The following is a 16,249-nucleotide window of genomic DNA, read 5'->3' on the forward strand; positions in this document are numbered from 1 at the left end:
TACATGGGGTGATGTCATGGATAAAGAATACAAGGAATATCTTGAAGGCATGTTGGATTGGGGAGAAAAGCTCAAACAAACTGTCCAGGGAACTGAGCTTTCAGAAGATGAAAAAATGCATGCAATACAACAGGTGGAAAAATGGCAGGAAAATATTCATCAATTATTTAAGGAAGGGCAAGACGAAGCCTATCAAGATAGAATGTTAGATTTAAGAGCAGCAGGTGAAAATCTGATAACCGAAATCCAAAGTTCGTCCAGTAGGGAGAGTGTGCCGTACGGAAAGCATAAGTTACCACCTTTACCTTATGCATATGATGCACTGGAGCCTTATATTAGTGAACAAATTATGTGGTTACATCATACGAAACATCATCAGTCCTATGTAGATGGATTAAATAAAGCCGAAGAAGCATTATATACCGGCAAAAAAGGCAAAGAACCGATCAAGCATTGGCTAAGAGAACAAGCATTTAACGGTTCTGGCCATTATTTGCATACTATCTTTTGGGATAACATGACACCAAATAGTAAGAAAAAGCCATCTGGTTCATTACTCAAGCAAATCGAAAAAGATTTTGGTTCATGGAATAGTTTTAAAGCGTTATTTACTAAGGTTGCAGAATCAGTGGAAGGTAATGGTTGGGCTGTATTGTTGTGGTCACCGAGAAGTGGCAAACTTGCAATCCAATCATTTGAAAAGCATCAGTTATTTCAAGTACCAGATACCATACCTTTATTAGTATTAGACGTTTGGGAACATGCGTATTACCTGCAGCACTATAATGATAAAGCGTCTTATATAAAGAATTGGTGGAATGTAGTAAATTGGGATAATGTGAATGAGAGATTTAACAAAGCAAAAAATCTTAAATGGCAGTTATTCTAACAAAAAGTCGACGTGATAGCCTTTATTCACGTCGACTTTTTGTTCAAAATAAAAAATATACAATAGTGCATATAAAACATAAACTGCGCAGTAACTTTCATGTGAATTTGCTGCTTTCATTCTGATTAATGGTGAGTGCTAGGAAACGCTACGGCAAGATACTGCGCTTTCCACGGGAACGGCCTCAGCCTCCTCAGAAAACCAAGTACGTTTTCTTGCGGGGTCTTCGGCTCGCGCTGTTCCCGTAGGAGTCTACGTATCTTACCTCCGCTTTGCGTAGTGTTCTGGTTTTTGAAAGAAGTAATACATGGGAATTGGTTTCCGAGTATTTTCACTTTAAAAAGATAGAAACATGTTATCAGCGTAGGCAGAATACGCAGACTCCTGTGGGAACAGCACGGGCTGAAGATCCACTTGGTAAAGTGCTTTTATTTACCAAGTTAGCTGAAGCCTTGCCCACGGAAAGCGCAGTATTCTGCCGGAGCGATGTTCCAGCACTCTCCACGGAAAGATTGGAAGAAAGTCTCACTCCGAAAATTTTTACTATTGCGCAGTTTGTATCTAGTATGAATAAAATTATATTAGATGAACTTCAATTAATACGAATCAATTAAGCTATCATCTAGGCCTAGATATGTTTCTGTTTCATCGTTTACTACTACTATTTCGATTAGCTTCACTTCATTTTTTGTTAATGTAAGATCTAGGGAAAGATCTTCTCCCGTTACATTATGTTGAACTGATTCAAATAAAGGTATAGCGCTTTGCTTTAATGTTTCCACTTGATTTTGGGACGGGAATCGTGGGCGTCCCATCTGCTGCCACACTTTCCATGGATTCGCATACTTTTCACTAATCGAATGACTAGAAACAAAATACTTCCCTTCACCAAGAGGTAAATGAATATCTAATGGACGATTAAACTCTTCCCCTTTCTCCATCACTAAATTCCAGACGATCAATACCATACTCCCATCTTCCTTCTCTGTTACAATCACTTGATCATCTCGATATAACAGTCTACTGCCCAATCGGTTAAAAAAAGCAAATAAATGATAAGTTGGCTTACGTACTTTCCCTAATCCCATCAACCCAAATCCACCATGGAATTGTGCTTTTGGCACATCCGATTCCTCAAAAACATCACTGAATGTCCAATAAGAAAAGGAGTCAACATGGTCTCCGCCTTCACTTAGAATTTTTGCTAAATAAGCAGCATTTAATGTTGTGTCATGGACTGGGTTTATCGGGCTGTACGACGTATTGTATTCTGTTATATGAAAAGGAAGATCCGAAAAATCGGTGTCCATAATCATTTGTCTAACATCTTTAAACTCACGTAACATCTTATCTGGTTCTGTCAGCTCCTGATAATAATGATCCGCTGTTACTTTATGTGGTGGACGTGAAGTATAGGCATGACGTGAAACAAAATCCACTGGCACGTTTTCGTTGTTACAAAATGTAAGAAAGTCTGTAATCCATTCGTCTGAACCACCACAAATAGCAGGTCCACCAACTTGAATGTCACCATGGACAGATTTAATTGCCCTTGCTGTCACTTGATATAACCTAAAGTACTCTTCTTTGTCAGCATCCTTCCAGAAGTTAACAAGGTTCGGTTCGTTCCAGATTTCGAAAGGCCAAGTTAATACTTCCTCCCTACCGTAACGCTCGATGAAGTGCTCAGTTACTGCTTGGATTAAGTCTTCCCATTTGTGATAATCATTTGGTGGTGTTACATTTCCTTCCCAGGCAAAAATAGTTTGATCATCAGAAGCTAATAGCTTGGGCATAAATCCAATTTCAATAAATGGCTTTAATCCGAGTTCCAAGAAAGCATCAAAAATCCGATCAACATATGTAAAGTTATAAAAGGGCTTCTTCTCACCGTCTACTTCGATTTCTCGATAAATCCCGATATCATCATATAACAGCCCGTGACCTCTTATGTAAGAAAAGCCAATATCTTCTTGTACTGTTTTTAAATGATCCAAATATTCCTGTTGTAATGCTAATCCTAAGCGACCTGTCCCGATACACTTTTTCCAATTATCCGGAAATATTTCATCATGTTCTTTGTTCACCTGAATTGTGGTCATACCCCATTCCTCCCTTTTTCCACCGCTTGGACAAATTCTTTTGCTTTATTGGTTAGATCGGATAAATAGCTCTCTGTTATCTGATCCGCCTGCTTTACTAATGTACTTCCTGCTCCTACCGCAACTGCGCCTGCCTGGATATAATCCCTTGTATTATCAATATCAACGCCACCTGTTGGCATTAATGGAATGTGAGGAAGCGGTCCCTTCATATCTTTAAAAAATCCTGGTCCAACGACACTAGCAGGAAAAACTTTAATCATATCAGCCCCTGTTTCATATGCTGTTAAAATTTCGGTCGGCGTAAAAGCACCGGCAACAGACACAGCACCATACCGTTTCGTCATTTCAATCGTTTCTTCTCTTACTGTCGGCGAGAAAATAAACGATGCACCTGCCATTAAGGCTGCACGTGCTGTCACTGCATCCAGTACAGTGCCTGCCCCGACCATTACCTCATCACCTAGTTCATCTTTTACTTTCTCGATAAGCGTTAACACTTTGGGTGTTTCCACTGTAATTTCAAGCGATGTTACTCCTCCATCGCGCAGTGCTTTGGCAATTGGAATAATCGTTTCTGGTGTCGTTTTGCGCATTACTGCTACTACACCACTGTCTAGCATACTTTGTAATACCGTCATTTGTATTCAACCTACCTTTTGACATCGACATTATTTTGTTGGAACATAAACTGATGTAATTCTTCATTATCTGGTAAACCCTCGTAATCACCTTTCACTTGGGTTTGCATGGCTCCAATCGCATTCGCTCGTCGTACTGCATCGGTTAACGACAGATCATTAAGCATACCGGATAAAAATCCAGCCACGAAGCCATCACCAGCTCCAACAGGATCGACTACTTGTTTAACTGGAAAGCCTTCGATATATCCACTTTCATTTTTCGTCTGAAGATATGCTCCCTTTTCCCCGAGCTTAATAATAACTGTTTCACAACCACGAGCTAAAAATTGATCGGCTGCTGGTGCCATATCTGTTTCTTGAAATAAAAAATCAGCTTCCTCTATACCTGGAAGAACAATATCTGATAGCGCCACCATTTCTGTTAAAATGGTTCTTGCTTTTTCTTCAGACCACAGCTTACGGCGTAAATTCGGGTCAAATACCACTTTCACCTTGTGTTTACGGGCTAGCTCCATCATTTTAATCACCGTTTGATAGGCAAAATCACTCAAGGCTGGTGTTATCCCAGTAACATGTAAATACTTTGCATTCTTTAGATAATCTTCATTGATATCATTGGTCTGAATTGTACTTGCTGCAGATCCTTTGCGATAATAACTGACACGGATATCCTCAGGATTACGAATTTCTTTAAAATAAAGACCTGTCGGAAAGTCTGGATCTCGTTTAACTTGGCTGACATCAATTCCTTCCCCACGGACCGTATTTAAAATATACGTTCCAAATTCATCGGTACCGAGCTTACTAATCCAACCTACGTTATGGCCTAGTCGAGCCAGACCAATTGCCACGTTAGTCTCGGCTCCACCTACATTTTTAGCAAAGGTTTCCGCAAAGCGCATCATCGGACTTGATACTGGCGTGAAAACGACCATTGATTCACCTATGGTTATAACATCTTGCATGACTACACCCCACTATATGCCATAAAACCACCATCGACCGGGATACAAGTACCGGTTACAAAGCCACTTGCTTCCTCATCAACTAGCCATAGCAAAGTTCCTAATAAATCTTCCGGCGAGCCTAGTCGTCGCATTGGTGTGTGATCAATTATTTTCTGCATACGTGGTGTTGGCGAGCCATCTTCATTGGTTAGAAGAGGTCTGTTCTGATCTGTTAGAAAGAATCCAGGAGCAATCGCATTGACACGAACATTCGCTTCGGCCATATGAACAGCCAACCATTGCGTAAAGTTGTTGATCGCTGCTTTGGCAGCACTATATGCTGGCACCTTAGTCATTGGACTTGGTGCACTCATCGATGAAATGTTAAGAACGGTTGTTTTTCGTTCCATCATCCGTGTAGAGAAGATCTGCGTCGGAATTAACGAACCGATAAAATTCAAATTAAATACGGAAGAAAAACCTTCTGTCGTCATATCAAAGAAAGTCCGGATCGAGGGATCTGACATTTCTTCTTTTTTAAATTTTTCACTTGCAGTAGTTCCATCTGGATGATTACCACCTGCACCATTTATTAGTACGTCACACGCTCCATATTGTTGGAAAACTTTCTTTTCAGCTGCGAATACCGCATCTCGATCCAGTACATCACAGCCGATCGCCAATGCTTCTCCACCTTGTTCTTTAATATCATCGACTACTTTTTCGGCTTTTTCATAGGTGCGATTTAATACCGCTACTTTCATCCCTTGGCGTGCTAACTCTTTGGCCATTGCTCCACATAACACACCTCCACCTCCGGTAACTACTGCTACTTTATTTTTTAAGTTCGAATGGATTGCTAACATTTGATTCATCCTTTCCTTTGACTAATTGATAGGCATCCCATAATCCCCATATATACATGATGCCAAGTGCTCTGTCGTAAAGTCCATAACCTGGCCTGCTCTGTTCATCCCAAATATGCCGACCATGGTCCGGTCTTGCGTAGCCATTAAAGTCAATAGACCGATAAGCTCTGACAATCTCATCAATACCAATTGAACCCTGATTTGTGCGATGAGATGTCTCAATAAAATCACCGTTTTCAAATAATTTCACATTACGAATATGAGCAAAATGAATGCGATCCTGAAACTCATGAATCATCGAGACGATATCATTATCTCTTCGTACCCCTAATGCACCTGAACATAAGGTAATACCATTATATTTGCTTGGCACCAGGTTCAAAATGTCGCGGAGACGCTGCTGTGTTGTGACAATCCTCGGAAGTCCAAAGATTTCCCATGGTGGATCATCCGGATGAATCGCTAATTTGATATCATATTCCTCACATACTGGAATTACTTTTTGTAAAAAGTATCGTAAATGCTCGATTAAATCATCTTCTGTTACATCTAGATATGCTGCAAATAAATCCTTCAGTTCCTCTAAACGCTCTGGTTCCCATCCTGGCATGGTATAATCATGATTTGCCGATATTTTTTCGACTAATTCAAGTGGATCCATATCAGTAACTTTTGCCTTTTCATAGAAAAGTGCTGTCGATCGATCGGGTAAAGAACCAAATAAATCAGTTCTTACCCAATCAAAAACAGGCATAAAATTATAACAAATCACTTTAACATCTACTGACGCTAAATTTTTGATCGTTTCTATATAATTAGTAATATATTGATCGCGATCCGCTCGCCCTAGTTTAATAGATTCATGAATGTTGACACTCTCCACTACATCTAGATGCAATCCGTAACTCTCTACCTGTTGCTTCACTTCCTGGATACGTGCCTTAGGCCAAATTTCGCCTGGTGGAATATCATGCAATGCCCACACAACGCCTTCCACACCGGGAATTTGTTGAATTTGAGATAAGGTTACACTGTCATTTCCTTCTCCAAACCATCGAAATACCATTCGCATGTTGTCACATCCCTTCTTTAGTAGATGGTTCGTTCATGTTGATCAGAGATACCAGATTTGCGGTAAAAATAGGTATTGATCTGATCACGCCATTCTTTGGCATTTTCCAGTTGCCGCTCTAAACGAGCCTTTACATTCTCAAAACGATCACTATCAACATGTTTACTTAAACCATTCCATTGATCAATAAGCCATTCTACCTGTTCAAAACCTTTGAAATGAGTGTCATAAATATGTTGAATAACCGTCTTCCCACTTTTCAACGTATACTTGTATGGTACATGATGAAAAAATAAAAGAAGTTCGTCTGGAACTTGTTTTAAATCGTTATAAATGGTTTGATGTGGTTCTTGATATTGTTCGATATAACCGGTTCCTGTCTCTTTCGTACGATCAACACCAATACCATCTCGGTCAGCAAAGTGGTAAGTACCCCATTTGGCATATTCATAACCATCAATGTTAGGTCCGTAATGTACGCCAGGTGTTACCATCCAGCCTACTCCAAGTGGTGCGGTATAATTTTCATAGATTTCCCAAGCGTTTAATAGCATATCTTCTATTGTGTTTAGTACTTTTTCGTCCATACCAAATGTCTGTTCAATCCATTCCTGCGCTATTTGTTCTGATGATAACGATGGATTCCAGATCAAACGCCCATACCCGTAGAGGTTGGCTTGTGCTAATGTATTGCCTGTCCAGTTACCATCATCACCAATGTTAGAAACCGCTGCTATCCCACTGTATTTATAATGATGAATATTCCCAGCTACAATTTCTTCTATTGATGTACCTTCTCCCTTTAGATACGTATCGAAGGCAAGGACTTCCTTCCATTGTGGAATTAAATAACATAAATCTATTTGTTGCCCGGTATACTCTTGTGCTACCTGAAATTCGATCATTTGATTCGTATGCGGCATGGCACCCATTAATGGTGATACAGGCTCTCGCACTTGAAAATCCATCGGACCGTTCTTCACTTGTAAAATCACATTTTCATGGAACCGTCCATCCAATGGTTTAAAGTGATCATAAGCTGCTCTTGCCCGATCTGTTGATCGATCACGCCAATCTTGTAAGTGGTTATACACAAAACAGCGCCAGATCACTTTACCTTGAAATGGTTCTAATGCTTCTGCTAACATATTCGAACCATCGGCATGATCACGATCATATGTAAAAGGACCTGGTCTGTTTTCTGAATCGGCCTTAACTACAAAACCACCAAAGTCAGGAATGTAATCATAGATTTCTTTTGCTTTTTCCTTCCACCAATTTTTCACATCCTCTTCAAATGGATCTGCTGTATGTAAATCTCCAATTGTTATCGGACTGGCAAAATTGATACTCAAATAAAGCGTGATACCATATGCACGGAAAATACCAGCTATCGCTTGTATTTCAGGAAGGTATTTTTTCGTAATAAAAAAGGTTTCCTCTTCCCAAACATTTACATTATTTATCGAAATCGCATTGATACCAACCGAAGATAAGAATCTCGCATAATCTTTGATTCTCGTTTTGTCTTCGACGAATTGATTATATTGATAGAAAATCGACCGACCTGAATAACCTCTCTCAATACTGCCATCAAAATTATCCCACTGATTCAACATACGAAATTGATTTTTTGGCTGTTCAACTACACTTAATCGTGTGATATCTTCATGAAGTTGCATCCGTCTTAACAAATGGTGTACCCCATACAACACGGCGACATCAGAATTACCAGCAATGATTAATTGCTTTTCATTTGACACAATGAGGAAGCCTTCATCACTTATATCTGCTAATTTTGATTGCTGATTGTCATCTAAAAGTTGTGCGAGATCACTTTTGTTACCGATTACAATTTTACTATTATTTATATCTTCAGTAATAGTTAAATCCATGTCGAGCATTTGTGGTACAGCTGTATGTACTTCATCTTTTGCAGCCTGTACTTGCAACCCCTCACTTAACACACAAACGTGATCAAACAAATGTTGGTATTGCTCTTTCGTTTTACTGTCTGTTATCGGCTGATACTGTAACCACATATTATATTTTTTGCTATTCATCGCTATTCTCCTTCCCTTTATACAAAAAACTCAGGATTTTGATCTTTGAGCTGATCTTTTTCAATTTCAACTAGCTGTAAATGTTCCATTGCTGCCGTCTCAGCTCTTTCTAGATCTCTATCAGATATTGCTTCAAAAATATTGCGGTGCTGGGCCACAATGATCTTCCAATCATGATTTACAGAAAGACGTAGTAAGCGTAAACGGTCAAATTGAACATTCATTCGCTTGACCATATGCCACGTTCTATGTTTACCACACCCTCTATACATTAACTGATGGAAATCATCATCCAATTCAAATAAGCGTTGATAGGAGCCTTTTTCTAATGAAAATTCTTGTAGTGTTAAATTAGATTCCATTTGCAATAAATCTTCTTTTCCAATTGTTTCAGCTGCTTCTCTTACAATTGCTTTTTCAATATTTTCTCTGACAAATCTCCCTTCCTCAACTAATGCTAGGTCAATTTTAGTCACAATAGTACCAATTTGAGGATAAACACCTAACAATTCTTCTTGATTTAATTGTAGAAAAGCTTCTCTTACTGGTGTTCTGCTTACATTTAGCTTATCAGATATTTCCTTCTCAGATAGCTTTGTTCCCGGGGCGATCTCCCCATTCATAATTTGCGTTTTGATCGTGTTATACACATGATCTCGTGACGATCCTCTTGTTCTTTGTTCTTGAGGGGCCATTTTTACACCTTCTTTATACTAGTATGGTAGTTTTATTATACGCTCATTATTTTTAAATTTCAACATAGAAGACAGATCATTCCTCATATTTCCATAAAATTCTCCATTCTTGATCCTCTTCTGCTAGAATAACTGGTTGATCAATTTCTAAATAACCATATTTACTTTGATAAATATAGGTTGCCGTAAGTTGATAAACAGTTTGGGTATTTGCAAGGTTGGTGTTTAATTGGTAATTTTCTGTTTTTTCCGGATCACTTAACGTAAAATCAAATGTATCAACACCAAAGTGATTGAGAAATACATGGGCCCTATCCTGAATATAGTCACTTTTGTCAAACTTGTTCTTCATTGACGAATGGAACATCTCCCAGGAATTCGAGAAGTCTCCATTCTGTTCGTATTCGTAAAACTGCGTCGCTACTTTTTCCACTTCTCGTTCAGTAGAAAATAAGTATATAATCGCTAAAACAACTAATGTAATGAAAGCTAACGAAAAGATCAAACCTAAAAACAAGATTATTTTTTGGTTTCTTCGAAAATTATAACGGCGGAATTTCATTTAAATCACCCATTTTTTATAATTTAGTATGCCTTAAAAAAACCTTTATTTAAGCATATTCGCCATCATCAAATTTAGTATTGACATTATTTATGAATAAAATAGTTCTATATACCTATTGTAATCGCTTACCAAATTTTATATAATGAAATCGGTTACAATAATAGTTGTTGTGTACATATACTGTTCACATCTTTCTGAGGTGTGGATACATGTACAGTATTTTGAATCAAAATAGATTGTCCCCCTTTGCATCCTATTTTTTATAGGGTGCCTTTTTTTGTCAAAGAAGGAAAATTCATTTTTATCGACCCTTATTACTTCTTAAGACGCTTTGACCAGAACGACTTCTTTTAACAGTTATCTGAATTGATTTTTCAAAATAAGACTTTTCAAAGGAAATTAGATGTTTAACAAGGAGTATATGCAGTGATTGTAGAAATTAATAGTAACTAGGAGGTGATAAGAATGAAAGTCAAAAGGATTGTTGCCAATGTAGAAACACAAGATATTACCAAAGCAAGGTACTTCTACCAGGAAGTACTTGGACTTGATCAATTAATGAGTCTGGACTTTATTGCAACCTACGGCTCACATGAGAAGATGGATACACAAATTAGTTTTCTTTCAGAAGGTGGTTCCGGGACGCCGGTACCTGATTTGTCAATTGAAGTTGATGACCTTGATAATGCACTAACTTGCATAAAAGAAGCTGGAATTCCAATTGAGTATGGACCTGCTAAAGAGCCATGGGGTGTAAGGCGTTTTTACGTTAGAGATCCATTCGGGAAACTTATCAATATCTTAATCCATCTATAATGGGTAAACCTTTGTGTTAGCATGTTTCTTTTTCTTAACTGGTAATTGCGTAACCCTGTTACACGAAATTTTGACTCCTTGATTTTATTATCGAATGTATTTTGCGACCCGTCACATTGGGGGTACCTTTGAGATTGTCCACAAGTACAATCTTTTAATCCCTTACCATTAAGAATTCGCTGCTTATATTTTAACCCTTGACGATTTTTTGGTTTTAGAAAAATAAAGGATGTATTCTCTTTGTCGACCCGGCGTCAATCCTTCAGATGCAGTTTCCAAAGCAGGGATCTCATCGAATTTATTTTGTAGTTCTGCAGGAATAACGAATTCTTTATTCTTTTTAATACTTACTTCCAAACCGGCTTTTTCAACTTCAATGGCTTCATTAATATAGGCTTTTAAGATGGTTTCCATTTCAACTATTTCTTGAACATTGGTAAACCGAATCTGGCGCGCCGCCTGTACATTCTCCGTTTGTTGGATTAGAATCCCATTGGCATCCTTTAACAACGCACCTTTGTGAAACAGAAGCGCACAATATTCTTTAAATCCATGTATTAAAGCTATGTTTTTTTCCTCAAATGTGTAACAAGGTTGCTTCCACTTAAATTCTTCGGTCAGCTCACAATCAAGGACAATATTTCTCAAATTCTTCATTCCATTTTTGGGCTTTGCTTAAAAACTCATCAACCTTAGGATTCATTTTTGTCATCAAGGAACCCCCTCTTCATTCTAAAATGATCATTTACAATCATTAGAGGTACTCTTTTTCGACACACCCCACAACCAAACAAATGTTCTTGTTATTCTATCATATTATACTATTTAATCCCTATTTTCAACCCACTTTTTATTAATAAATCATGGAAAAAGAAAAGGATAGTTAGCCATCATATGGAACCAACTATCCGATAAATAAATATTTGATTATATTTTTTTATGTTTGTACTGCTAAACTAGAATACTTATTTAGCTAGAAATAAGTTTACGCAGGCGCCTCTAGCTAGATGAATCCTTAAGCGGCGATCCTGAGTTTTTTTAGTGTGTTTCTGCTGGCTTAATAAACCTATCTTCATTTTGGTGGAAAACTTTTTCTTTAATGAATGGAATAACATATCTGTCTAATCCAAATCTTCCCGCGTTATAGCCTGCTACAAGTAAGAATAAGGTGAGTAATATCATTTGAGCATTTGTGCTGATTGTGCCACTGAACAAGAATGCGAAGTTCATCATGATTCCCATTAATGCTGCAAAGTTAGTAAATAAACCTAGAATTAACGCGATACCAACTAGAAATTCCCCCCACATGACGAGGAATGTAAATATATCTGCTCCAGGAATTGCAACTGCTTCTAAAAATACTGCCCACCATCCTTGAACAGTTGGATTCTCACCACTTGCATTTGCTACAGCTCCTTGCAAAAAACCACTTGCATCAAATTCCCCACCAGTAATTTTACCCCAGCCACCTGTCATCCATTGATACCCGAGATAGACTCTAATGAAAGTTAATATTCCGGCTACTAATTTATTATTTCTTAATAAGTTTACAAACATTTCATCCACTCCTTTTATTGTTCAATACTTCACATTAAATAGTGTTTTGTTATCCTTATTACACTTAAATCATAACATATTTAAATTTTTATTCAATATCTTTGTTCATCATTTCACATTATAGACAAACCATTGTGTCAAAGTTGTGACATTGCATCCTTTTTGAGTTATGCTAAAGATACATGCTTTCATTATCAAGGGCAAAACTATAATTTATATCCAAAAAAGAGATGAGGTGCAGAGAATGAAATATCGTCGACTCGGAAAAACAAATTTAGATGTTTCGGTTGTAGGGATAGGCACTTGGCAATTCGGTGGTGAATGGGGAAAAGACTTTACTCAAGCGGAAGTTGATCAAATTCTCGATCAGGCTAAACAAGAAGGAATCAACCTGATTGACACTGCTGAATGCTATGGTGATCATCTATCCGAACAATTTATTGGAGATTATTTGCGTAGAAAAAATCGTGAAGATTGGATTGTTGCAACCAAATTCGGCCACCATTTCCATCGTAATTTTGAACGGACGCGCCAATGGTCTGCTGAAGATGTGTTAAAACAATTAGATGATTCCTTGAGGTCTTTAAAAACGGATTACATCGATGTTTATCAAGCCCATTCTTGTACTGATGAAGAATTTAACAATGATGATTTATGGACAATGCTGGATAAACAGAAACAGGCGGGTAAAATATGACACTTGGCAGTTTCATTAGCAGGAAATGAAGATAACTATCAGACTGATAAAGCAACAGAGGTCGGAGCTGAAGCGATTCAAGTTGTTTATAATCGTCTAGACCGTGCTCCAGAAGAGAAGATATATCCTTCCACCCTCAAACAGGATATGGGCGTTTTGGCGCGAGTTCCTTTAGCTAGTGGTTATTTAAGTGGTAAATATAAACCAGGGTCTACATTTGATCAAAATGATGTACGTTCCAGACACGATAGCGAAAAAACAGACCGCTTACTAAGAATGGTAGAAGAAATTGCACGTCATGAAGTTCCTGAAGGGATAAATATGGCAAGTTGGGCGCTTGCTTGGTGTTTAAAGCATGATGCAGTAACAACCGTTATACCTGGTTGTAAAAATCCGGAACAAGTCATTTCTAATGCGAGAGCAGCTGATTTAGAAATTGTTTCTGAAAATCATCCACAAGCAAGATAAAGTAAGACTTCCATAAATTATATAAAGCATATCTGTCGCATAATAAAAAAACAACTACTTCATTTTTTAGAAGCTGTTGTTTTTTTATTTGTAGTTATCCGCCATATACATCATCACGAACTGTACCATTGTCACTGTTATTACTACTATTGTTACTACTGTAATCGCTGCTAGAAGCTTCATTATTATCTTGATAATAATAACTATTATTATTGCCTAATTCTACTTGTTCGGTTCCTTGATATAGATCCTCTTCACTTTCTTGTACAGCTATCTCAGGACTTTCTTCCTCATCTTCCATTACTTCATCTTCTTCGCTTTCGTCTTCATCGTCTTCATCATCTTCTTGACTTAATACCTCTAATCCCTTAGGTAAATATATATTTAGCGAGCTTAATGCTTTTGGCTGATGAAGATCATAGGCATATTGTTGAATCGAATTGTTATTAAAGACTGTTTTGCCATCAAAATAACTCTTAACAAACCAACCTATGCCAATTAGTAAGGTAATTCCTATTGCGATTGTGATGTATACGGCCATTGAATCTTGATTATTTCTCAGGGCTCTCCCCTCCAAGCATACGACATTCTTAATACTAAATTACCATTGAATGATAAAAATGTAAATATATCTAATTCAATCCATTCAAAATATGTAGTATTATTAGTTTTTAAGTCGAATGTAATGTCAGACTTTTATCCCAGTGATAAGTGGGTATTCCTTTTAAATCTCTAATACAAATTACAATTGGATCGGCAACATCATAATGATACTGGAGCTTTTTATTGCAATGTCGAGATTTTTTATATGAAAGGAGTGTACCTCCAAGAGATACACTCCTTCTCCCCATCCTTATCTGCTGTTATACATGTTTAGCAAAGCTTTGCTTGATCTCTTGTACTACATCGTCCCCGTCTCGATCCCATATCGATTGATTAATGATTTCTACTTCAATCGGACCATGATAACCTGCTGCTTCTACTGCCTTTCTCATTCTGTTAATTTCGATTACACCGTCTCCCATCATGAAACGGCCTTTAAACATATCGTCCATAGGTACTTTCCAATCAGACACGTGAAATCCTAATATTCTGCCTTTTGCCCGTTCGATTTCCACATAGAGATTTGGATCCCACCAAACATGGTAGACATCGACAATGACACCTACCTCACTTGGATCATATTTTTCAGCGATGGTTGTCGCTTGATTCATCGTGTTAATCACCGATCTGTCTGCTGCAAACATCGGATGCAATGGTTCAATTGCAAGTTTTACACCATAATCTTTTGCAAAAGGGACTAATTGGTCAATACCCTCTGCTACTTGTTCTCTTGCCGAATCAATATTTTTATCGGCACTTGGTCCACAAACTAATACTAATGTATCCGTCCCTAACTCAGCAGCTTCTTCTACTGCTCGTTTATTGTCATCAATTCTTTCTGCTCTTTCTTTTGCAGTAGCTGCTGGAAACATACCACCACGGCACACACTAGATACTTGTAAACCAGCATCCTTGATCAATTGCTTAGATTTATTCAAACCAATTTCCTTCATTTTATGACGCCAAACCGAAATCCATGGTACATCATGACGCACACAACCTTCAACCGCTTCCTCTAGATTCCATTGTTCCGTTGTGATTTGGTTCAAACTGAGACGACTCATTAATTTCTCATCTGTCATCGTGCACCCTCCTGCTTCACACCTGCTAATTCTAACGTCAGACGCATTCTTTCTGTTGCTAATTCCGGATTTCTTAATAAGCCTGCTTCATCTGCCATCACGAATAAATCGGAAAAATGAATGACTGAACGCGCACTTTCCTTTCCACCGATCATACGGAAATGGTCCTGATGCCCATTGAGATATGCCATAAAGACCACACCTGTTTTGTAAGAAAAAGTTGGTGATTGGAAAATATGACGAGATAATGGTACCGTTTTTTCTAATAACTGATCATATGTTGCCAGATCATCCGCATCCAAAGCATGTATTGCAGCTGCCGCCGCCGGGGCAATCGCATCAAAGATTCCTAACAAGGCATGGCTGTACCCTTGTTCATCTCCCTTGATTAACTCAGGATAGTTAAAGTCATCCCCGGTATACATTCTTACACTGTCGGGTAAAAGGCGACGCATTTGAATTTCTTTTTGGTCATCTAAAAGGGAAATTTTAATTCCATCTACTTTTGATTCATTGTCACGAATAATTTGTAGGCAAACTTCCATCGCCTCTTCCAAATCTTCATGTCCCCAGTATCCTTTCAAAGCTGGATCGAACATATCTCCTAACCAGTGTAAAATAACCGGTTGCGAAACATTTTGCAAAATTTTATTATAGACACGTTGATAATCCTCCGGTCCTTTTGCACAAGCAGCAAGCGCTCTACTCGCCATTAAAATAATCTTTCCGCCTTCACCTTCAACAAAAGAGACCTGCTCTTCATATGCTCTTTCCACGTCTTCCAATGTCACGGAAGGAGAAGGTTTCAAATGATCCGTCCCTACTCCGTTGGCAATATTTCCGCCAACCGATTTTGCTTCTTTCATTGAGCGTGAAATTAATTCTTTTGCACCTTCCCAGCTTAATCCCATTCCACGCTGTGCGGTATCCATTGCTTCTGCGACCGATAATCCCATTGACCATAAATAATGGCGATACTCCATCGTTTTATCCCAATCAATTTGAGAGTTAAGAGTTGGATCAACGTCAGCTAATGGATCGGCTACCACATGGGCAGCCGAGTATGCAGTTCTTTTTTCAAAGGGTTGATCTGTCGGAATATCAAAAGGTGTATAATTACTAGCTTGATAAGTATATAGTTTGCGTTCCTTGTTCGGCAAAATTAGCTTTGTCATTTGTG

The 16,249-nt window shown here is 38.1% G+C and carries 14 protein-coding genes and 2 pseudogenes; 3 read left to right on the forward strand and 13 right to left on the reverse strand.

Annotation, left to right across the window (positions count from 1 at the left end; translation table 11 throughout):
• The first annotated feature begins 16 nt into the window (after window positions 1-16).
• Window positions 17-889, forward strand: a complete 873-nt coding sequence (locus BM121_RS03795) for a superoxide dismutase (protein WP_091481391.1) — start codon at window positions 17-19, stop codon at window positions 887-889.
• 596 nt (window positions 890-1,485) lie between these two features.
• Here the strand turns inward: BM121_RS03795 and BM121_RS03805 are convergent.
• The 8 genes from BM121_RS03805 to BM121_RS03840 all read right to left on the reverse strand — a co-directional run bounded on the left by BM121_RS03805 (window position 1,486) and on the right by BM121_RS03840 (window position 9,843).
• The gene (locus BM121_RS03805; protein ID WP_091481396.1) at window positions 1,486-2,991 is read right to left on the reverse strand and encodes a GH39 family glycosyl hydrolase; all 1,506 of its coding nucleotides are present in this window, start codon (window positions 2,989-2,991) and stop codon (window positions 1,486-1,488) included.
• Window positions 2,988-3,632 (reverse strand): bifunctional 4-hydroxy-2-oxoglutarate aldolase/2-dehydro-3-deoxy-phosphogluconate aldolase, encoded by a 645-nt coding sequence (locus BM121_RS03810; RefSeq protein WP_091481398.1) that lies wholly within the window; start codon window positions 3,630-3,632, stop codon window positions 2,988-2,990. The genes BM121_RS03805 and BM121_RS03810 overlap by 4 nt, the downstream gene beginning before the upstream one ends.
• An 11-nt stretch (window positions 3,633-3,643) precedes the next feature.
• Complete coding sequence (locus BM121_RS03815) at window positions 3,644-4,600, reverse strand: sugar kinase (RefSeq protein WP_091481401.1); 957 nt, start codon at window positions 4,598-4,600, stop codon at window positions 3,644-3,646.
• Window positions 4,601-4,602: 2 nt separating this feature from the next.
• On the reverse strand, window positions 4,603-5,448 hold the full coding sequence (locus tag BM121_RS03820; protein ID WP_091481403.1) for an SDR family oxidoreductase: 846 nt from the start codon (window positions 5,446-5,448) through the stop codon (window positions 4,603-4,605).
• Window positions 5,417-6,523 carry a mannonate dehydratase gene (gene uxuA / locus BM121_RS03825; RefSeq protein WP_091481406.1) on the reverse strand — a complete coding sequence of 369 codons (1,107 nt, stop codon included), beginning with the start codon at window positions 6,521-6,523 and terminating at the stop codon, window positions 5,417-5,419. Before uxuA ends, BM121_RS03820 begins: the two co-directional genes overlap by 32 nt.
• Before the next feature lie 17 nt (window positions 6,524-6,540).
• Window positions 6,541-8,586, reverse strand: coding sequence for an alpha-glucuronidase family glycosyl hydrolase (locus tag BM121_RS03830; RefSeq protein WP_091481409.1), 2,046 nt, complete (start codon window positions 8,584-8,586; stop codon window positions 6,541-6,543).
• 17 nt (window positions 8,587-8,603) lie between these two features.
• The gene (locus BM121_RS03835) at window positions 8,604-9,281 is read right to left on the reverse strand and encodes a GntR family transcriptional regulator (RefSeq protein WP_091481412.1); all 678 of its coding nucleotides are present in this window, start codon (window positions 9,279-9,281) and stop codon (window positions 8,604-8,606) included.
• Window positions 9,282-9,357: 76 nt separating this feature from the next.
• On the reverse strand, window positions 9,358-9,843 hold the full coding sequence (locus BM121_RS03840; RefSeq protein WP_091481414.1) for a hypothetical protein: 486 nt from the start codon (window positions 9,841-9,843) through the stop codon (window positions 9,358-9,360).
• 468 nt (window positions 9,844-10,311) lie between these two features.
• Between BM121_RS03840 and BM121_RS03845 the strand changes: the two genes are divergently transcribed.
• Window positions 10,312-10,662 (forward strand): VOC family protein, encoded by a 351-nt coding sequence (locus tag BM121_RS03845; protein WP_091481417.1) that lies wholly within the window; start codon window positions 10,312-10,314, stop codon window positions 10,660-10,662.
• 149 nt (window positions 10,663-10,811) lie between these two features.
• On the opposite strand, the pseudogene BM121_RS03850 reads toward BM121_RS03845, so the two are convergent.
• Window positions 10,812-11,374: pseudogene (locus BM121_RS03850) on the reverse strand (YdeI/OmpD-associated family protein); the annotation flags it as partial.
• Window positions 11,375-11,700: 326 nt separating this feature from the next.
• A complete protein-coding gene (locus BM121_RS03855; protein ID WP_091481420.1) occupies window positions 11,701-12,219 on the reverse strand; it encodes a DoxX family protein in 519 nt (172 codons plus the stop codon).
• Between the two features lie 244 nt (window positions 12,220-12,463).
• Here BM121_RS03855 and BM121_RS03860 point away from each other — a divergent pair.
• Window positions 12,464-13,384, forward strand: a pseudogene (locus BM121_RS03860) (aldo/keto reductase).
• Between the two features lie 94 nt (window positions 13,385-13,478).
• Here BM121_RS03860 and BM121_RS03865 read toward each other — a convergent pair.
• From BM121_RS03865 to BM121_RS03875, 3 genes are all read right to left on the reverse strand, one after another.
• The gene (locus tag BM121_RS03865; protein WP_139220244.1) at window positions 13,479-13,961 is read right to left on the reverse strand and encodes a hypothetical protein; all 483 of its coding nucleotides are present in this window, start codon (window positions 13,959-13,961) and stop codon (window positions 13,479-13,481) included.
• Between the two features lie 286 nt (window positions 13,962-14,247).
• Window positions 14,248-15,069 (reverse strand): sugar phosphate isomerase/epimerase family protein, encoded by an 822-nt coding sequence (locus BM121_RS03870; protein ID WP_091481425.1) that lies wholly within the window; start codon window positions 15,067-15,069, stop codon window positions 14,248-14,250.
• Window positions 15,066-16,244 (reverse strand): dihydrodipicolinate synthase family protein, encoded by a 1,179-nt coding sequence (locus BM121_RS03875; RefSeq protein WP_091481428.1) that lies wholly within the window; start codon window positions 16,242-16,244, stop codon window positions 15,066-15,068. Before BM121_RS03875 ends, BM121_RS03870 begins: the two co-directional genes overlap by 4 nt.
• Window positions 16,245-16,249: the final 5 nt, after the last annotated feature.

The organism is Gracilibacillus orientalis (assembly GCF_900114645.1).
Taxonomy (GTDB): Bacteria; Bacillota; Bacilli; order Bacillales; family Amphibacillaceae; genus Gracilibacillus; species Gracilibacillus orientalis.